At 72.8% G+C, this 17,592-nt stretch carries 16 protein-coding genes and 1 riboswitch; of the genes, 9 read left to right on the forward strand and 7 right to left on the reverse strand.

The features are described 5' to 3' along the window. Nucleotides 1-7: 7 nt before the first annotated feature. Nucleotides 8-1,831 (forward strand): GMC family oxidoreductase N-terminal domain-containing protein, encoded by a 1,824-nt coding sequence (locus ACFVFH_RS06160; protein WP_383764065.1) that lies wholly within the window; start codon nucleotides 8-10, stop codon nucleotides 1,829-1,831. Between the two features lie 109 nt (nucleotides 1,832-1,940). Here the strand turns inward: ACFVFH_RS06160 and ACFVFH_RS06165 are convergent, their stop codons facing one another. Continuing rightward, nucleotides 1,941-3,020, reverse strand: coding sequence for an LPXTG cell wall anchor domain-containing protein (locus ACFVFH_RS06165; protein ID WP_383764068.1), 1,080 nt, complete (start codon nucleotides 3,018-3,020; stop codon nucleotides 1,941-1,943). 582 nt (nucleotides 3,021-3,602) lie between these two features. Further along, nucleotides 3,603-3,920: a chorismate mutase gene (locus ACFVFH_RS06170; protein WP_383764071.1), complete on the reverse strand. Its 318-nt coding sequence runs from the start codon at nucleotides 3,918-3,920 to the stop codon at nucleotides 3,603-3,605. A 364-nt stretch (nucleotides 3,921-4,284) separates the two neighbouring features. Here ACFVFH_RS06170 and guaA point away from each other — a divergent pair, with 364 nt between their 5' ends. The 5 genes from guaA to ACFVFH_RS06195 all read left to right on the forward strand — a co-directional run bounded on the left by guaA (nucleotide 4,285) and on the right by ACFVFH_RS06195 (nucleotide 9,486). Further along, nucleotides 4,285-5,880: a glutamine-hydrolyzing GMP synthase gene (guaA, locus tag ACFVFH_RS06175; RefSeq protein WP_383764074.1), complete on the forward strand. Its 1,596-nt coding sequence runs from the start codon at nucleotides 4,285-4,287 to the stop codon at nucleotides 5,878-5,880. Between the two features lie 113 nt (nucleotides 5,881-5,993). Continuing rightward, nucleotides 5,994-6,599, forward strand: a complete 606-nt coding sequence (locus ACFVFH_RS06180; protein WP_329195393.1) for a Uma2 family endonuclease — start codon at nucleotides 5,994-5,996, stop codon at nucleotides 6,597-6,599. Nucleotides 6,600-6,722: 123 nt separating this feature from the next. Then, the gene (locus tag ACFVFH_RS06185) at nucleotides 6,723-7,493 is read left to right on the forward strand and encodes a class II aldolase/adducin family protein (RefSeq protein WP_383764078.1); all 771 of its coding nucleotides are present in this window, start codon (nucleotides 6,723-6,725) and stop codon (nucleotides 7,491-7,493) included. A gap of 112 nt (nucleotides 7,494-7,605) precedes the next feature. Further along, complete coding sequence (locus ACFVFH_RS06190) at nucleotides 7,606-8,874, forward strand: hypothetical protein (RefSeq protein ID WP_383764081.1); 1,269 nt, start codon at nucleotides 7,606-7,608, stop codon at nucleotides 8,872-8,874. 102 nt (nucleotides 8,875-8,976) lie between these two features. After that, on the forward strand, nucleotides 8,977-9,486 hold the full coding sequence (locus ACFVFH_RS06195; RefSeq protein WP_383764084.1) for a DoxX family protein: 510 nt from the start codon (nucleotides 8,977-8,979) through the stop codon (nucleotides 9,484-9,486). Here ACFVFH_RS06195 and ACFVFH_RS06200 read toward each other — a convergent pair. After that, the gene (locus ACFVFH_RS06200; protein ID WP_383764087.1) at nucleotides 9,393-9,656 is read right to left on the reverse strand and encodes a hypothetical protein; all 264 of its coding nucleotides are present in this window, start codon (nucleotides 9,654-9,656) and stop codon (nucleotides 9,393-9,395) included. The genes ACFVFH_RS06195 and ACFVFH_RS06200 overlap by 94 nt on opposite strands. Next, nucleotides 9,643-10,971, reverse strand: coding sequence for a PspC domain-containing protein (locus tag ACFVFH_RS06205; RefSeq protein ID WP_383764090.1), 1,329 nt, complete (start codon nucleotides 10,969-10,971; stop codon nucleotides 9,643-9,645). The genes ACFVFH_RS06200 and ACFVFH_RS06205 overlap by 14 nt, the downstream gene beginning before the upstream one ends. A 198-nt stretch (nucleotides 10,972-11,169) precedes the next feature. On the opposite strand from ACFVFH_RS06205, the gene ACFVFH_RS06210 reads away from it, so the two are divergent. After that, complete coding sequence (locus ACFVFH_RS06210; protein ID WP_383764092.1) at nucleotides 11,170-12,468, forward strand: PspC domain-containing protein; 1,299 nt, start codon at nucleotides 11,170-11,172, stop codon at nucleotides 12,466-12,468. Then, nucleotides 12,452-13,150: a LuxR C-terminal-related transcriptional regulator gene (locus tag ACFVFH_RS06215; RefSeq protein ID WP_383764095.1), complete on the forward strand. Its 699-nt coding sequence runs from the start codon at nucleotides 12,452-12,454 to the stop codon at nucleotides 13,148-13,150. The genes ACFVFH_RS06210 and ACFVFH_RS06215 overlap by 17 nt, the downstream gene beginning before the upstream one ends. 21 nt (nucleotides 13,151-13,171) lie before the next feature. On the opposite strand, the gene ACFVFH_RS06220 is transcribed toward ACFVFH_RS06215, so the two are convergent. After that, entirely contained in the window at nucleotides 13,172-13,933 is a 762-nt protein-coding gene (locus tag ACFVFH_RS06220; RefSeq protein WP_383764098.1) for a GNAT family N-acetyltransferase, read from the reverse strand. A gap of 440 nt (nucleotides 13,934-14,373) precedes the next feature. Continuing rightward, nucleotides 14,374-15,420, reverse strand: a complete 1,047-nt coding sequence (locus ACFVFH_RS06225) for an NlpC/P60 family protein (RefSeq protein ID WP_383764101.1) — start codon at nucleotides 15,418-15,420, stop codon at nucleotides 14,374-14,376. 356 nt (nucleotides 15,421-15,776) lie between these two features. Here ACFVFH_RS06225 and ACFVFH_RS06230 point away from each other — a divergent pair, with 356 nt between their 5' ends. After that, nucleotides 15,777-16,130: a hypothetical protein gene (locus ACFVFH_RS06230; RefSeq protein ID WP_383764103.1), complete on the forward strand. Its 354-nt coding sequence runs from the start codon at nucleotides 15,777-15,779 to the stop codon at nucleotides 16,128-16,130. Between the two features lie 55 nt (nucleotides 16,131-16,185). Here the strand turns inward: ACFVFH_RS06230 and ACFVFH_RS06235 are convergent, their stop codons facing one another. Further along, a complete protein-coding gene (locus ACFVFH_RS06235; protein ID WP_383764106.1) occupies nucleotides 16,186-17,328 on the reverse strand; it encodes an NlpC/P60 family protein in 1,143 nt (380 codons plus the stop codon). Nucleotides 17,329-17,334: 6 nt separating this feature from the next. Continuing rightward, a riboswitch (cyclic di-AMP (ydaO/yuaA leader) is annotated at nucleotides 17,335-17,500 on the reverse strand. Between the last annotated feature and the right edge of the window lie 92 nt (nucleotides 17,501-17,592).

Below are 17,592 nucleotides of genomic sequence, written 5' to 3' on the forward strand. Positions count from 1 at the left end.
GAGAGCCATGTCCCAGGACAGCCCTGCCCAGAACCGGCCCGCCGCGCCGGAAGGAACCGACGACGACGCCTACGACTACGACGTGCTCGTCGTCGGCTCGGGCTTCGGCGGTGCGGTGTCGGCGCTGCGGCTGAGCGAGAAGGGGTACCGGGTCGGGGTGCTGGAGGCGGGCCGCCGCTTCACCCCCGGCACCCTCCCCAAGAACTCCTGGGACCTCAGGAACTACCTGTGGGCCCCCGCGCTCGGGCTCTTCGGCATCCAGCGGGTGCATCTGCTCGGCAAGGTGATGGTGCTCGCCGGGGCGGGCGTCGGCGGCGGCTCGCTCAACTACGCCAACACGCTGTACGTGCCTCCGGCGCCGTTCTTCGAGGACCGGCAGTGGGCGGACATCACCGACTGGCACGACGAGCTGAAGCCCTACTACGACCAGGCCGAGCGGATGCTCGGGGTGCGGCTCAACCCGACGACGACCCCCTCGGACGTCCATCTGAAGGCCGCCGCTCAGGCCATGGGCGTCGGCGACACCTTCCACCTCGCCCCGGTCGGCGTCTTCTTCGGCGACGGCAAGGACGCCGACGGCACGGCGCGGGCGAAGCCCGGCGGCACGGTCCCCGACCCGTACTTCGGCGGCGCGGGCCCCGCCCGCAAGGCGTGCACCGAGTGCGGCGAGTGCATGACGGGCTGCCGGCACGGTGCCAAGAACACCCTCAACGAGAACTACCTCCACCTCGCGGAGAAGGCCGGAGCCGTCATCCACCCGATGACCTCCGTCATCGCGGTCACCGACGACCCGGAGGGCGGCTACCGCGTCGTCACCGTCCCCACCGACCGCCGCAGGAAGGCGAGGCCCACCCGGCTGCGCGCCCGCGAGGTGGTCGTCGCGGCCGGTACGTACGGCACCCAGACCCTGCTGCACACCATGAAGGACAAGGGGCTGCTGCCCCGGCTCTCGGCCCGGCTCGGCGAGCTGACCCGTACCAACTCCGAGGCGCTGGTCGGCTCGCAGACCAGCGACCGGCGCTACCGCAGGAAGCACGGCACCGCGAAGGCCGACTTCACCCGGGGCGTCGCGATCACCTCCTCGATCCACCCCGACGAGAACACCCACATCGAGCCGGTCCGCTACGGCAAGGGCTCCAACGCGATGGGCTCGATGTCCATCCTCCAGGTGCCCTACGGCGGCCGAAGGGTGCTGGGCTGGCTCGGCAACATGGCCAGGCACCCGGCCCTCGCCCTGCGTTCGCTCTCCAACCACCACTGGTCGGAACGGACCATCATCGGGCTGGTCATGCAGTCGCTCGACAACTCGCTGACGACGTACCGCAAGCCGGGCGGCGTGGGCAAGGGCCTGCTCACCGCCCGGCAGGGGCACGGCACGCCCAACCCGACCCAGATCGCGGAGGCGACCCGCGCCGCCGCCCTGCTCGCCGAGGAGATCAACGGCTTCGCGGGCTCGAACGTGGGCGAGCTGATGGGCACCCCGCTCACCGCGCACTTCCTCGGCGGCTGCCCCATCGGCGCCACCGCCGACGACGGGGTGATCGACCCGTACCACCGGCTCTACGGGCACCCCGGCATCTCGGTGGTCGACGGCTCGGCGGTCTCCGCGAACCTCGGCGTCAACCCGTCGCTCACCATCACCGCACAGGCCGAGCGCGCGATGTCCTTCTGGCCCAACAAGGGCGAGAAGGACCCGCGTCCGGCTCAGGGCGAGGCGTACGAACGGCTGGCCGCGGTCGAACCGCGCTCGCCCGCCGTGCCCGAGGACGCCTTCGGCGCGCTGAAGCTGCCGTTCCTCGGGATGCCGGCCGTCCCGCCGAAGAAGCCGTGAGGCAGCCCTGAAGCAGCCGTGAAGCGGCCGCAGGAGGCTCGGGAACGGTGGAAGGGGCTGCACCCCCCTCCGAGTGCAGCCCCTTCCACGTCCACGGCGTACCGACGCGTCACACGTCGGCGTCACCGTGCCCGCGGCGCCGCACGAGGTACATCGCGCCCGCGCCGAGCATCACGGCCGCACCGCCCGCGGCGGCGAACACCGGCAGCGCGGAGGACGGCCCCGTCTCCGCGAGACGGCCGGTCACCCGGCCCATCGGGTTGGCGGCCGGTTCCGCGGACGGCACCGGGGCACGGCCGCCGGTCCGCGGCGTCGAACCGCTCCCGCCGGACTCCACGATCCGGAACCGGTACGCGACGTCGCCGACGCCCACGCAGTCCTTGTCGCCCACGTACAGACCGGCACCGAGCGTGAAGCCCGCGCCGACGGGGGCGGTCCGCTTCACCTCGATGCGCAGCGGGATGTCGACCTCGTACCCGGGAGGCATCTCGTCCGACCGGCCGACGTAACCGACCGCGCGCCCGTCCTCGCCGAGCTCCACCCAAGCGCCGGTCTCCGGATCACGGACCTGGAGGCTGACCTGCTCCGAGCGGAACAGGTCGTCGCCCGCCCTGTCGGAGGAGGCGCCCGCGAAGTAGTCGATCTTCTTCACGGTGGACCGCGAGGAGTTGTAGACGTTCATCGTGAACGCGTGCCGGCCGCTGCCCCGGGCGATCCGGCCGGGCAGGCCGTGGACGGAGACGTCCAGGTCGGACGTGGCGCACACGGCCGGCGGCGCCGGGTCCTCGGACTCCGACGAGGAGGCGGACGGGGAGGCGGACGGGGACGCCGGGGCGCCCGGCGTGCCGCTCGGGGTCGGTCCGGGGGACTCGTCCGGGGCGGTGGACGGGCCGGGCCCGCCCGCTCCGGGACTCGCGGACGCCTCGCCGGAGTCCTCACCGGTTCCGTCGCCCGTATCTCCGCCCGGTCCCTCGCCCGGGTTCCCGCCCGGCTCTTCCACGGGCGTGGTGGCGGACGCATCCGGTGAGGCGGCCGGGGACCCGGGCTCGCTCGGCGGGGGCGTACCGGTGGCCCCGGCGGCAGCGGTCCCGTCCGTCGCCGTGGCCGACGCGGCGGGCGCGGCCAGAATCGCGGCGGGCGCGACGACCACCGTGGCGGCGGCCAGCGCCAGGGCGCGGCGAAACTTCATGGCGACCTCGGGAGTCCTTGCGCGGCGCGATGGGTGCCACGGTTGCGGGACGGGCCCGCCGCGGGGGACACGAGCGGGGCCGGTGGTTCCGCATGGTTGACCCGTGGTCCGCCGCAATGGTTGTCCGGATGCTCACCGAACTCCGATGTGACGCCGCTCACGCCGACGGCCCCGCCGGAAAGAGGCCACGGAAACGGATGCGACGGGCACAGCGGCGGCGGCACAGCGGCGACGGGAAGAGGGCCGGCGACGGGAAGAGGGCCGACGGAAGCAGGGGTACGGCGCGGAGGCGGCGGAGGCAATGGAAACGGCCGGCCCCGGGCGTCCCCGGAGCCGGCCGTTTCCTGGGGTGACCGGTCTGCTGTCCCCTGCCGACCGGTCACGCACGCTGGGGCGTGGTCCCACGGCGCACATGCGGTACGCCACACGCTCCAGCGGAGCCACACGCGGTTTTCTTCGGAACCGCCCCTGGCTGGCACGGACACCGGGACCAACGAAGCCGCGCCGGGCCCGGTCACGCGCCGTACGGGTGAGAATCGGCCCGAACTGGGATACGCCGGGGGACCCCCGCCCCGCCGGGTGTCAGGCCCGGCCCCGGCACAGCTCCAGCAACGTCATGGCCAGCGAGGTGCCGGGCTTGCCGAGCGCGTCCCGGTACGAGGCGAGGATCTCCATCTCGCGGGAGAGGCTGATCCGGCGGCCGCCTGAGGTGATCCGGGCCTCCTGGATGACCGCCGAGACGGCCATCCGCTCCTGGACGAGTCCGATGATCCGGTCGTCGAGGGTGTCGATACGGGCCCGTGCGTCGTCGATCAGCGCGGCGGCCTCCTCGGTACGCGCGCCGGTCTTCTCGGCGGCGGTCTTCACGGGGGCGGTTTCCGCGGGGGCTGTGCTGGTCATGGTGGTGACTCCTCGTGGGTCGGGTCCCCGAGGCCGGTCGGTCCGCAAACGCCGAGGCGCCCCGGGCCTTTCGGCCCGGGGCGCCTGGAACGTTGCTTGTCAGTGGATCAAGCAGCACGACCATGGCAGCCGGCGGGCCGGATGCCATAGGTAAAGACGAAGGTCGTGTGCTGACGCATGCCCTCAGTATGGCCCGGCCGCGAAGGCCGGACCAACCCGGCGCCCGGATGCTGAGACACCGTGTCCGGGCGCGCCCCGCCCCAGCCCGTCCCCGGACCCCCGCGCGGCCGGGACGTCGGCGGACTCCGCGACCCCGGTAGAATCGACAAAACAGACCCCCCCTTTCACCGCCGGAAGGCCGCCCGTGCCAGCAGCACCCCCCGCCGCCCCCGACACCACCACCGACGTGGTTCTCGTTGTCGACTTCGGCGCGCAGTACGCCCAGCTCATCGCCCGACGCGTCCGTGAGGCCCGGGTCTACAGCGAGATCGTCCCGTCCACCATGCCGGTGGCCGAGATGCTGGCCAAGAACCCCCGGGCGATCATCCTGTCCGGCGGCCCCTCCTCGGTGTACGCGGAGGGAGCGCCCTCCCTGGACCGCGCGTTGTTCGAGGCCGGGGTCCCGGTCTTCGGCATGTGCTACGGCTTCCAGCTGATGGCCACCACGCTCGGCGGCACCGTCGACGACAACGGTGCCCGTGAGTACGGCCGTACCCCGCTCACCGTCTCCAAGAGCGGCTCCACGCTCTTCGAGGGCACCCCCGCCGAGCAGTCGGTCTGGATGTCGCACGGCGACGCCTGCTCCGCCGCCCCCGAGGGCTTCACCGTCACCGCCTCCACGGACGTCGTGCCGGTCGCCGCCTTCGAGAACGACGAGAAGAAGCTCTACGGCGTCCAGTACCACCCCGAGGTGCTGCACTCCACGCACGGCCAGCAGGTCCTGGAGCACTTCCTCTACCGCGGCGCGGGTATCGAGCCGACCTGGACCACGACCAATGTGGTCGAGGAGCAGATCGCGCTGATCCGCGAGCAGGTCGGCACCAAGCGCGCCATCTGCGGTCTGTCCGGCGGCGTGGACTCCGCGGTCGCCGCGGCCCTCGTACAGAAGGCCATCGGCTCCCAGCTGACCTGCGTGTACGTCGACCACGGCCTGATGCGCAAGGGCGAGACCGAGCAGGTCGAGAAGGACTTCGTGGCCGCCACCGGCGTCCAGCTGAAGGTCGTCGACGCCGAGGAGCGCTTCCTCACCGCGCTGGCCGGGGTCTCCGACCCCGAGCAGAAGCGGAAGATCATCGGCCGCGAGTTCATCCGCGTCTTCGAGCAGGCCCAGGCCGAGATCGTCGCCGAGGGCGCCGCCGACGGCGAGGAGGTCGCCTTCCTCGTCCAGGGCACGCTCTACCCGGACGTCGTCGAGTCCGGCGGCGGCACCGGCACCGCCAACATCAAGTCGCACCACAACGTGGGCGGCCTCCCCGACGACATCGAGTTCCAGCTCGTCGAGCCGCTGCGCCAGCTGTTCAAGGACGAGGTCCGGATGGTCGGCCAGGAACTCGGCCTGCCGGAGGAGATCGTCCAGCGCCAGCCGTTCCCCGGTCCCGGCCTCGGCATCCGCATCGTCGGCGAGGTCACCAAGGAGCGGCTCGACCTGCTCCGCGAGGCCGACGCCATCGCCCGCGAGGAGCTGACCGCCGCCGGACTGGACCGCGACATCTGGCAGTGCCCCGTGGTCCTGCTCGCCGACGTCCGCTCGGTCGGCGTCCAGGGCGACGGCCGCACCTACGGCCACCCGATCGTCCTGCGCCCGGTCTCCTCCGAGGACGCGATGACGGCCGACTGGTCGCGCCTGCCCTACGAGACGCTCGCCCGGATCTCGACCCGCATCACCAACGAGGTCGCCGACGTCAACCGCGTCGTGCTCGACGTGACGAGCAAGCCGCCGGGCACCATCGAGTGGGAGTGACCTCCCACGAGGTCAAACACCGATGCCGTCGCTCATTCGTTTGGGCGACGGCATCGTCGTATGAGCTGGGTACGCTGGTTGCGGAGACGAGACTCTGCCCCATGGGAGCAATCATGAGCGCTGCACCCGAGTACGAGTTGGACGAGAAGTACAACTACCCGGTCCCCCCTCCCCAGGGCTGGACCGCAGATGATCTCGACCGGCTTCCGAACCTGCCGCGGCGCACCGAGCTGATCGACGGGAGTCTCGTCTTCATGAGTCCGCAGACCAGGTTTCACATGCGGACGATGCGTCTGCTGGAGACCTCTCTCCTCGAACAGGCGCCGGACGAACTCGATGTCTTTCGCGAATTCAGCGTCAGGCTGGACCGCCGGAACCGGCCCGAGCCGGACGTACTGGTGGTTCCCCTGGGAGCGGATACGGGCCCCAAGCAGACCTCACTCAGGCCGGAGGACGTCATCCTGGCGGTGGAGGTCGTCTCGGAGGAGTCCGCGGACAGGGATCGGGAGGTCAAGCCCCGGAAGTACGCCGCTGCCGGGGTCGTGCACTTCTGGAGGGTGGAGGCGGGCGGGGACGGTCTGCCCATCGTGTATGTCTACGAGCTCGATCCGGCGCTGAAGGCCTACACGCCGACGGGCATTCACCACAACAGGCTGAAGCTTGACGTTCCCTTCCCCGTCGACATCGATCTCACCGCGATCAACCAGCGGCGGCGATAGACGACGCGATGGGGCGGTCCCCCGGCGGACCGCCCCGCATCCCTGGCCACTTGTGGCAACCGGCGGTAACTTCCGATCCCGTGCGCTGGCGCACGTACGCCCTGGGAGCCCCGAGGAGCCGCCATGTCCGAGCCCACCCCCATACCCGTGGACCAGCTCCACTTCGCGATGCCGCCCGTCCACGACTGCGCGGCCGACGAGCGCGCGTACCGCAAGGAGCGGCTGGCCGGTGCGCTCCGGCTGTTCGGGGAGTACGGGTACGAGGACGGCGTCTCCGGCCACCTCACCGCCCGGGACCCCGAGTTCGCCGACTGCTTCTGGGTCAACCCCTTCGGGGCCCCGTTCGACGGGCTCGCACCCCACGACCTGATCCTGGTCAACGGCGAGGGACAGGTCGTCGAGGGCCACCACCACGTCAACCAGGCGGCGTTCGCCGTCCACGCACAGGTGCACCGGGCCCGCCCGGACGTCGTCGCCGTCGCGCACACCCACTCCGTGCACGGCAGGGCCCTGGCCGCGCTCGGCGAGCTGATCGAACCGATCACCCAGGAATCCTGCGCCTTCTACGAGGACCACGTCCTGTACGACGCCTACACCGGGGTCGTCGTCGACGAGGACGAGGGGCGCCGGATCGCCGCCGCGCTCGGCGGCCGCAAGGCGATCGTGCTGCGCAACCACGGGCTGCTGACCGTGGGCGACTCGGTGGACGCGGCCGCCTGGTGGTTCCTCACGCTGGAGCGCTCCTGCCAGGTGCAACTGGCCGCGCGGGCCGCCGGGAAACCCGTGCTCATCGAGCACCGGGACGCGGTCGCCACCCGCGATCAGCTCGGCAGCGACCTGGTGGCGTGGATCAACTACCAGCCCCTGTGGCGCCGGATCAGTCGCACATTCTGACGATACGCGCCGACGGACCGCCCCGATGCGGTCCGGGGCCCCGCCGTGCGGCACAATTCGCTGAAATGGCAGCCGAGTTGGCTGTACCGGGTTGGAGAGGGCGGCGTTCCCAGTGGCGTTGGACGAGGCGAGGGCGGGCAGCGCGCACGGGGGCGGCTGCATGTGCGGCGACTGCCCGCACGGGGCGCGCGAGGGCCACCGGCGCGCGGTGGCCGCGTTCCTGGCGAAGCGGGACGAACTCGCCGCGGGCCAGGGGCTGCCGCCCGGCGTGGCCCGGTCCGCCTCCGCGACCCGCCAGTGGGTCTCGGACGAGCTCACCCAGTCCGCCAGGACCGTCGCCGAACGGGGCCGGGAGGCGGGCGACGCCTGGCTGTACCGGGTCTGGCGGCGCACCCTGACCGTGGTGTGGGGGAGCGTCGCGCTGCTGGTCGTCGGCGAGTGCGCCACCGCCATCGGCGCGGGCTGGACCAACGCCCGTACGGCGGGCCTGATCGCCGGACTCGTCACCGCGGCCCTGCTGAGCGGCGCCGCCCATGTCCACCGCGCCCGGGGCGGTCTGCTCGCCCCGCTGATCGGCGAGGACAACCGGCTCTCCACCTCCCGGGCGGTCGCCGTCTCCTGGGTGCTGCTCGCCGTGTTCTCCGTACTCGTCCTGGCGCTCCAGCTGGCGGGCGCCTCCCGCCACGCCGAACGCGACGCGCTGATCGAGGGACTGGATCTGGCCCGGGGCGCCGGGGTGGTGACCGTGCTCGCGCTGGTGTGCGCCGTCGCCGTCGTCGTACGCCGGGTCGTGACCGTACGCTCCCTGGCCGGGCGGCTCCAGAAGCTGCGGGCCGACCGGCCGCGCGCCGCCGATCTGCTCACCGACGACTCCGGGCGGGGCAGCTTCACGGATGTGCAGTACGTGCTGGTGAGCACGGTCGCCGTGCTGTTCGCGGCGGTCCGGCTGGCCCGCCGGCCCGAGCAGCTGCCGGACCTGCCCTGGGGGCTGGCGCTGCTGGTCACCGTTTCGGCGCTCGCCTATTTCGCCGGGAAGTACGCGGAGGGCGGCCGTCCGGTGATCCTCTCGGTGGTGCGGGCCCGTGAGGCCGGGGACCTGGACGCGCCGGTCCGCACCGGCGACGACATCGAGATCCGCGGCGCGGGCTTCGTGCCGCCCGGCGCCGGGACACCGGACCGGCTGGCCCGCGTGGTCGTCCGGATCGGCCGGGTCCATGTGCACGTACCGCTGATCCCGGTCCCCGGCGGCTTCGCCAACCCGGCCGACGGCGTCCTCACCGTGCCGGTACCGGTGGAGGTCGAGCCAGGGGTGGTGGAGGTCCAGGTCGTGACCGCCGCCGGAGTGGAGACCAACCCGGTCGAGATCGACGTGACGGACTGACCGCCCGCGACGCACGACCGGCCGGACGCCCCACCGGGTGAGCAGCGCGTTCGCCCTGTACGTAAGGTCTGGTGACGGGTCTACGGAAGGCGGTGCAGTCACATGCGGGGATACGGCACGAACGTGCGCGGACTGGGTGAGTCGAGGGGGCTCAAGGACGTGGCGCGGCAGCACGCCCTGCTGCCGCTGCGGATCTTCCTGGGCGTCACCTTCATCTACGCGGGGCTCGACAAGCTGACGGACCGCTCCTTCTTCCGGGCGAGCGGCCCCGGCTCCATCGGCGAGACCATGCACGCGGTGCGGGACTCGTCCGCGATCCCGGGCCTCGTCGACCTCGCGCTGAAGAACCCCGGCGCCTTCGGCTACGCCATCGCCATCGGTGAACTCGCCGTCGGCCTCGGGACCTTCTTCGGGCTGTGGGCCCGGCTCGCCGCGCTCGGCGGGGCGCTGATCTCGCTGAGCCTGTGGCTGACCGTGAGCTGGCAGGTCACGCCGTACTACTTCGGCAACGACCTGGCCTACCTCATGGCCTGGCTGCCGCTGGTGCTCGGCGGGGCCGCGGAGTTCTCCGCGGACGCCCTGCGCGCGTCACGGCGGCGACGGATCAGGTAGTTCACCCAGGTCGCGGTGGCGGCCAGCCAGAGGCCGCCGAAGAACAGCGGGACGAAGAAGACCCACGGGGCGTCCCAGGCCCCCGCGGCGTCCGCCGCGTAGCCCGCCGCCAGCGCGAGCATGACCACGCCCGCCACCGCCCGTCCGGGCCGGATCTCATGACGCAGCACGGGTGACCTCCACCTGTCCGATGCCGACTTCGAGTCTGAGGTCGACCGTTCCGGCCGGGCGGGCGCCCGGCGCGGGAGGGAGCGTCCGGCGCTCCCGCCGGTCGGGGTCGACGTCCACCTCGCGCGGCCTCTCGGTCCGGGCCTCGCCCGGCCTGCCGGTCGGCAGCGAGATGTCGCCGATGGTCGCCCGCGCGTCCACCTTCACCGTCACGTCCTCGGGCACGACGACGACCGCGCGGCCCGCCCCGACGTTCACCTCCGTCGTGAGGGTGGTGCCCCGGGGGACCTTGATCCCGGTGAGGTCCAGCCGCGCCACCCCCGTACCCAGCCGGTAGTGCGGCTGGACCGCCGCCACCGAGGCGGGCCGCCAGCCCTCGCGGACCCACTGGGTGGTGATGTTCTTGGGCAGCGCGGACGCGCCCGCCAGCAGGGCGGCCGTCACCATCGCCAGCATGACCGTGCCGAACCCCGTGCGGCCCAGGAACGAACTGACCAGCATCCCGAGCCCGAACACCGCGAGCGCGCCGGCCAGACCGAACTGCAGGCTCGTACCGAACGGATGGGACTCCCACGTCAGCCCCGTGCCCAGACCCCCCGCGATCAGGGCGAACAGGAACACCGGACCGCCGATCGAGGCCGGGCCCCGGGTGCCGGGCTCGTGCCGGGGCGGGCGGAACGGGGCGTCCTGCGTGGGCCGTGCCACATGGGCCACGGGCGCCGCGTCGGCCGGGCCCCACAGATAGCCGGCGGCCACCGGCCCCGAGGAGCCGTCCTTGACGATCGGGTCCCGCCACCACGACGGGCTGCCCGGCGACGGCGGCGCCTTCACCTCCGGGGGCGCGTCCGCCACCGCCTGCGCGGTCGCCGGATGCAGCGGGCCCTCCGGCGCCGCGGTCCTGCGGTGCTGCGTCCACACGGCGAAGCCGACGACCGCGAGCGACAGCATCGCGGAGAACGCCAGCGTGCCGCCGTTGCCCAGCATCGAGAGGAACAGCCCGCAGCCGATCAGCGCGAGCAGCACCGCGATCAGCGAGGCCCCCTCCACCCGGCCGGACAGCAGCCTGCGCGCCTCGTTCTCCTCCTCGCCGTCCACCGGGACCAGCAGCCAGGCGAAGCCGTAGAAGATCAGCCCGATGCCGCCGGTCACGGAGAGCACACCGAGCACGATCCGGAAGATCACCGGATCGACGTCGCAGTACCGGCCGAGCCCGCCGCACACCCCGGCCACCACCTTGTGCTGCGGACTGCGCCGCAGCAGAGGCGCCGGATCGGGGGGCGGAGCGACACCGGGGGAGGCATCCTGGGGAACGGTCATGCCTCCATGGTGACGGGCCGGAAGCCCGACCGGGACCCGCACCGACCCTGGCCGTTCCCTGATATTGGCCGGACGGCCCCCGAGACCGGGCCCGTCCGCGGGCGGAACCGGCCGGACCCTCGCACCGGTCCCGGCTCAGGGTCGACTGGGGGACCGACCCTGATGCCACCACCCGCGCGGACATGTGACGATCGGGGCATGCCAGCCGCCACGACCCGCGCCACCAGCCCCCGCAGCGCAGACCCGGAGGAGCCACCGCAGCGCAAGCTGTACCGCAGCGCCGACGGACGGCTGCTCGGCGGTGTCGCGCGCGGCCTCGCCGGACATCTCGGGCTGCCCGTCGTCTGGGTGCGGTTCGTCTTCCTCGGCCTGTTCTTCGCGGACGGCCTCGGCGCGCTGCTCTACGCCGTCTTCTGGATCGTCGTCCCGCTCGGCGTCGGCGGCGTCGAGGCGCCGCGCTCGGTCTTCGAGACCGCCCCGGACGGCCGGCGCCGGCTCCGCAAACCCGACAAGGGCCAGGTCTTCGCCCTGATCGCGCTGCTCTTCGGCGCCATGATCTTCGTCGGCAACGTCGACATGGGCAGCGGGGCCAACCGCTACATCTGGCCCACGCTGCTGATCGGCGCCGGTTCCGTACTGGTGTGGCGGCAGGCCGACAACGCCCGGCGCGCCCGCTGGATGGAGGTCGGCAGCCGCCGCCGGGTCCTGCACCTGGCCCGCGGACTGGCCGGGGTCGCCCTGGTCGGCCTGGGCCTGGCCGTCTTCATGGTGGTGCGCGGCTCCGCCGCCCAGCTCGGCAACGTCCTGACCGCGGCCATCGCCGTCCTCACCGGAATCGCGCTGCTGGCCGGGCCCTATCTCGTCCGCATGACCCAGGACCTCTCCGAGGAACGCCTGATGCGCATCCGGGCCCAGGAACGTGCCGAGGTGGCCGCCCACGTCCACGACTCCGTGCTGCACACCCTCACCCTGATCCAGCGCAACGCGGAGGACGCGGGCGAGGTCCGCAGGCTCGCCCGCGCCCAGGAACGCGAGCTGCGCAACTGGCTCTACAACCCCGAGGGCACCGGCAAGGACGAGGCCGACGAACCCGCGACCCTCGCCGAGGCGGTCAAGCGCGCCGCCGCCGAGGTCGAGGACAAGCACGGCGTCCCGCTGGAGGTCGTCGTCGTGGGCGACTGCCCGCTGGACGAACGGCTGACCGCACAGATGCAGGCCGCCCGCGAAGCCATGGTCAACGCCGCCAAGTACGGTGGCGAGGGCGGCGCCGTGCAGGTCTACGCGGAGGTCGAGGGCCGCACGGTCTTCGTCTCGGTACGCGACCGGGGTCCGGGCTTCGACCTGGATTCCGTGCCGGACGACAGAATGGGCGTACGAGAATCAATCATCGGCCGGATGCAGCGCAACGGCGGGACGGCGCGTCTGCGTCCGGTGCCCGGCGGGGGCACGGAAGTCGAACTGGAGATGGAGAGGGCGAGCGATGACCAAGACCACTGAGGCAGCGGCCGGGGGCCCGGAGCGCCGGGTACGGGTCGTGCTCGTCGACGACCACCGGATGTTCCGCACCGGCGTCCAGGCCGAGATCGGCCGCACCGAGGAGACCGGCGTCGAGGTGATCGGCGAGGCCGCCGACGTCGACCAGGCGGTCAACGTCATCACGGCGACCCGCCCCGAGGTCGTCCTCCTCGACGTCCATCTCCCCGGCGGCGGCGGCGTCGAGGTGCTGCGCCGCTGCGCCCCGCTGATGGGGGCCGTGGAGAACCCGGTGCGGTTCCTGGCGCTGTCCGTCTCGGACGCCGCGGAGGACGTCATCGGCGTCATCCGCGGCGGTGCCCGGGGCTATGTCACCAAGACCATCACCGGCACCGACCTGGTCGACTCGGTCTTCCGGGTCCAGGACGGCGACGCGGTGTTCTCGCCCCGGCTGGCCGGCTTCGTCCTCGACGCCTTCGCCTCCACGGACGCGCCCCCCGTCGACGAGGACCTGGACCGTCTCACCCAGCGCGAGCGCGAGGTCCTGCGGCTGATCGCCCGCGGCTACGCGTACAAGGAGATCGCCAAGCAGCTCTTCATCTCGGTGAAGACGGTCGAGTCGCACGTCTCGGCGGTGCTGCGCAAGCTCCAGCTCTCCAATCGCCACGAGCTGACCCGGTGGGCCACCGCCCGGCGGCTGGTCTGAGCCCCGACGGGTGGGGCCCCGTCAGGCCGGTTCGAGCGAGATGTTGAGCTTCTCGCCGACCCTGCGGAAGCCGATGGCCGCGTAGATCCGCTCGACATCGGCGTCGCCCGGCTCCAGCCAGACCACCCGGCAGCCGCGTGCGAAGGCGGTCGCGGTCAGATGGGCGGAGAGCGCGGCGCCGATGCCGCGGCGCCGGAAGCCGTCGGCGACGGCGAGACCGGCCAGCTCGGTCAGGCCGTCGACCGGGACGGAACAGCCGCCCGCGCCCGCCGGTGCGCCGTCGACCGTGGCGAGGGCCGCGACCCCGCCGTCCCGGGCCGCCGTGCGCAGCCAGTCCGCCACACCGGCCTCGGGCTCGCCGGTTCCGCCGTATCCGTGGTGCTGGACGAGCGCGGCGGCGGCCAGTTCCTCGTCGGTGGCCGGTTCGGCGATCGTGAGGCCGTCCACCTGCTTCGGCGGCACCAGCCCGCCCGGCGCGCAGGCCATGATCGGGGCCCGGTTCTCGACGGTGAATCCGGCGGCGAGCAGCGCGGGTTCGACCGCGGGCGCCGTGCCGGGCAGGAACTCCAGCCGGGGCAGCCGGTCGTGCGCGCGGAACGCCGCGACCAGCGCGTCGACCTCCTCGGCCGTCGGCTCGGCGCCCTGGTCGGGTATGGCGTAATTGGCGTACTTCAGGGACCAGCCGGGGTTGTACCGCACGGTGAAGGGCCCGACCCGGAGGTGGTCCGGGGACCGCTGGGCGAGCGTACGGGCATGGGTCTGGACATCGGCGTCCATGGGCATGTGGGGTCGTCCTTCGGCCGGTTGGTCGGCGGCGGGCCGACCCGTGACGGGCCGACCCGGTCGGAGTCGGGAGTCTAGGACAGGGTTTAAGGGCTGTCCCGCCCCGGAAGCTCCCCGGTTCTCCGGCTCGGGTCACCGGCCGTGACGGGCCGGGCCCTTCGCGGGCAGTCGGCTCGCTGCGCGGCGACGGCGTCCGGGCGGGAGCGGGTGACCGCGTTGCCGCGATCCGGCCTCCGGCCCCGGGTGCACCGCGCCGACCGGGCTGTCGCTCCGCGCGACCGCCCGCACCGGAGAGCGGCGGCCAACAGCGCCGCCCGGACGTCTGGTTGACGTCTCGTCGGCATGCGCGCACGGTGCGATCGGCCCGGACCTCGGTCGGATCAGGCCGGGCCCGCGTGCCCCGGTGCCGCGCGTACCGGCGGGGGCCGGAAGGGAGGGGCCTATGCCACCCGCGCCGCCCCGGCGAACGGCATCTGGTCGATCGGCGCGATCCGGACCGGAGCCCCGGGGTGCGGGGCGTGGATCATCTGCCCGTTACCGATGTAGAGCCCCACATGGCTGATGCCGGAGAAGAAGAACACCAGGTCGCCCGGGGCGAGTTCGGAGCGGGAGACGCGCCGCCCGGTGTTGATCTGGGTGTACGTGGTCCGGGGGAGGGAGACCCCGGCGGAGCGCCAGGCGGCCTGGGTGAGCCCGGAGCAGTCGAACGAGGAGGGGCCGGTGGCGCCCCAGACGTACGGCTTGCCGAGGGCCCCGTACGCGAACGCCACGGCCGCGGCGGCGCGGGCGTTCGGTGCGCGGACCGGGCCGCGCGCGGTGGAGCGGTCGGCGCGGCCGGTGTCGCGCCCCTGGCCGGAGTCCTCGTAGGCGGAGCGCTCGGGCGGGGTCAGCCGGGCGAGGAGCCGGCGCGCCTCGGCCAGCTTGGCGGTGACCGTCGCCCGGTGCTTCTTCAGCTCGGCCTGGCGGGCGGCCAGCGCGGCCTGCTCGTCCTTGGCCTGTGCGCGCAGGGTGGCGATCCGGGCGACCTGCCGCCGGACCTTGTCGAGCGCGGTGGCCTGGCGGTCGCCGACGCGGTCCAGGTACGCCGCCCGCTCCAGGTACTGGTCGGGGTCGGAGGAGAGGGCCAGCTGCACGGACGGGTCGAGCCCGCCGCCGCGGTACTGCGCGGCGGCGAACGAGCCCAGCGCGTCGCGCGAGGCGTTGAGGCGCTCGGTCCTGCGGGCGGCCTCGTCGCGCAGCTCGTCGAGGGCGTCCTCGGCGGCGGACGCCTTCTCCTTCGCGCCGTTGTACTGCTCGGTGGCGACCTCCGCGTCGTGGTACAGCCGGTCGACCTCGCTCCTGACCTGGGCGGGGGTGCGCTGCGGGTCGGCGTGCGCCGGTCCCGGCAGGGCCGCGGCGGTGGCGGCCCCGGCCAGGGCGAGGGTCGCGGCGGTGCGGGCAGCAGGGCCGGTGCAGGGGCGCTGCTTGGGTTTTCGGTGCGCTGCCACGAGGGCGTGCGTCCTTCCTGACGACTGCCCGTCGGGGGCTACCGGCGGGCCCGCCGGGGGCGGTGGCGGGCCTCGGCAAGGGGAGCGGCCCGCCACCGGAATCCTCGGCGGGGCGACCGGTGCGCCGTCCGCGTACGGAGCGGCGGTGAAGCCGGTCACCTGCTCAAGGACGCTAAACCCAGGGCACGGGCAGGAGTCGTAATGACGCTTATTGTCCGAACTTGGCGTGGCATTGTCGCCAAGTGACCGGAGAAATGCCATCAGAGTCAGGCAATTGGTACGGGCCCCTGTGAGGTGCCAGGAAAGGTATACCTGCCTTCCGAGTGGTGATATGACCGGAGCTAGGCTGCGGCCTCATGGACGTACTCATTCATGCCCTCGTCGCCCTGCACATCATCGGCATCGCCTCGCTGCTGGGAGGGTTCCTGACCCAGATGAAGGCGATGGGCGCGGGCACGGCCCGGTTCGTCCCGGCGATGCTGCACGGCGCGCTGACCATGCTGGTCACCGGTGTCGCGCTGGTCGGGCTGAACGAGGCCGACGGCAACCATGTGAACAACATCAAGATCGGCGTCAAGCTGCTGGTCCTGGTCGTCGTCCTCGCGCTCGTCTACGTCAAGCGGGACGACGAGAAGGCCGACAAGGGCGCCTTCGCGGCGGTCGGCGGGCTGACGGTCCTCAACATCTTCATCGCCACGCTCTGGACCTGATCCCGCCCGCGCCGCGCCGCCCCCGGCACCCGGGCGGCGCGACGCGTCGGGGCCGCTACGCCGGGCGCACGCTGCCGTAGATCGGCATGTAGTAGATCGACTCCTCGCGGACGTTCGCCCCGGGCTTCGGTGCGTGGATCATCATCCCGTCGCCCTTGTAGATGCCGACGTGACTGATGTCGTCGTAGAAGAAGACGAGGTCTCCCGGCCGCAGGTCCGCCGTGGCGACCCGGGTGCCGGTCTTGACCTGGTCCCAGGTGGTCCGGGGTATGTCCACCCCGGCGGACTTCCACGCGGCCTGGGTCAGCCCGGAGCAGTCGTAGGACGCCGGGCCCGTCGCGCCCCATACGTACGGCTTTCCGAGCTGGGCCCTGGCGAACGCGAGGACCTGTCCGGCCTTGGTGGTGGCGGCGCTGCCCGAGCCGGTCCCGGTGCCCGTCCCCGTACCGCCGCCCGACCCCTTCGCGTCCTCCTCGGCCTTGTGGTCCGCCTCGGCCTTCGCGGCGGCCTGCCGCTCGGCCAGCTCCCGCGCCTTGCGCCGGGCCTCCGCCTCCTTCTTCCGTTCGATCTCCGCGAGCCGCGCCTTCTCCTCGGCGGTCAGCTTCGACAGCAGCGTGCGCGCCTCGCCCAGCTTCTTCCGCACGTCCTGCTTGCTGGTGCGCAGCGCCGCCTGCGTCGTCGTCAGCGTCTCCAGGCTCCGCACCGCCTCGGAGCGCTTCTTGGCGGCCTTCGCCTGCTCGGTGCGGAAATCCGTGACCGCCTTCTGCTGCCGGCTGGTCATCCGGTCCATCAGCTGGCTCTGGTCGAAGTACGACTGCGGGTCGTCGGCCAGGAAGAACGTGGCGCTCGGCGTGAGGGAGCCGCTGCGGTACTGCGCGGCCGCGTAGGTGCCCAGCTCCCTGCGCGCGTCGTTGAGCTTGTCGGCACGCCGGGCGACATCGTCCAGCAGGGCGTCGACCTTGGCGCGCTGGGCGGTGGCGGCCTCCTTCGCCTGGTTGTACTGCTGGGTCGCGGTGCCCGCCTGCCGGTAGAGGGCGTCGACCTTCTTCTGTACGTCCTCGACGCTCGGCTTCGGGCCGGGCGCGGCCACGGCGCTCTGCGTGGAGAGCAGGGTCACGGAGGCCAGCGCCGCAGTGGTGAGCCCGACGGCTGGTCCGGTGGTGCGCACCCGGGGGCGCGGTTTGCGATGCGATGCCACGACGGCATCTCCTTCCGTGGACCGCCTACCGGGTTAGCTGTCGGGTTCGGGCGGATCGGAAGGCTGCCCTACGGTCCGAGTGGGGGACAAGGACCGATTCACCCCGGTACTGCGTCTGGGTCCCCGGTTCCGGACTCCCGTGCGGGCAGGCCGGATTCGGCGGGGGCGCCCGCTCGGCGTGGTTCGCCTCAAGGGGGTACGGGCCGCCCGGCCGAGCACGCTAGCCAACCCGTGGCGCTGCTGTGAAGGTTGATGTTCGATATG

It is taken from the genome of Streptomyces sp. NPDC057697 (assembly GCF_042799335.1).
Taxonomy (GTDB): Bacteria; Actinomycetota; Actinomycetes; order Streptomycetales; family Streptomycetaceae; genus Streptomyces.

Coding starts and splice junctions, on each gene's coding strand:
- ACFVFH_RS06160 (WP_383764065.1), top strand. CDS start 8: ATGTCCCAGGACAGCCCTGCCCAGAACCGGCCCGCCGCGCCGGAAGGA.
- ACFVFH_RS06165 (WP_383764068.1), bottom strand. CDS start 3,020: ATGAAGTTTCGCCGCGCCCTGGCGCTGGCCGCCGCCACGGTGGTCGTC.
- ACFVFH_RS06170 (WP_383764071.1), bottom strand. CDS start 3,920: ATGACCAGCACAGCCCCCGCGGAAACCGCCCCCGTGAAGACCGCCGCC.
- ACFVFH_RS06180 (WP_329195393.1), top strand. CDS start 5,994: ATGAGCGCTGCACCCGAGTACGAGTTGGACGAGAAGTACAACTACCCG.
- ACFVFH_RS06185 (WP_383764078.1), top strand. CDS start 6,723: ATGTCCGAGCCCACCCCCATACCCGTGGACCAGCTCCACTTCGCGATG.
- ACFVFH_RS06195 (WP_383764084.1), top strand. CDS start 8,977: ATGCGGGGATACGGCACGAACGTGCGCGGACTGGGTGAGTCGAGGGGG.
- ACFVFH_RS06205 (WP_383764090.1), bottom strand. CDS start 10,971: ATGACCGTTCCCCAGGATGCCTCCCCCGGTGTCGCTCCGCCCCCCGAT.
- ACFVFH_RS06210 (WP_383764092.1), top strand. CDS start 11,170: ATGCCAGCCGCCACGACCCGCGCCACCAGCCCCCGCAGCGCAGACCCG.
- ACFVFH_RS06215 (WP_383764095.1), top strand. CDS start 12,452: ATGACCAAGACCACTGAGGCAGCGGCCGGGGGCCCGGAGCGCCGGGTA.
- ACFVFH_RS06220 (WP_383764098.1), bottom strand. CDS start 13,933: ATGCCCATGGACGCCGATGTCCAGACCCATGCCCGTACGCTCGCCCAG.
- ACFVFH_RS06230 (WP_383764103.1), top strand. CDS start 15,777: ATGGACGTACTCATTCATGCCCTCGTCGCCCTGCACATCATCGGCATC.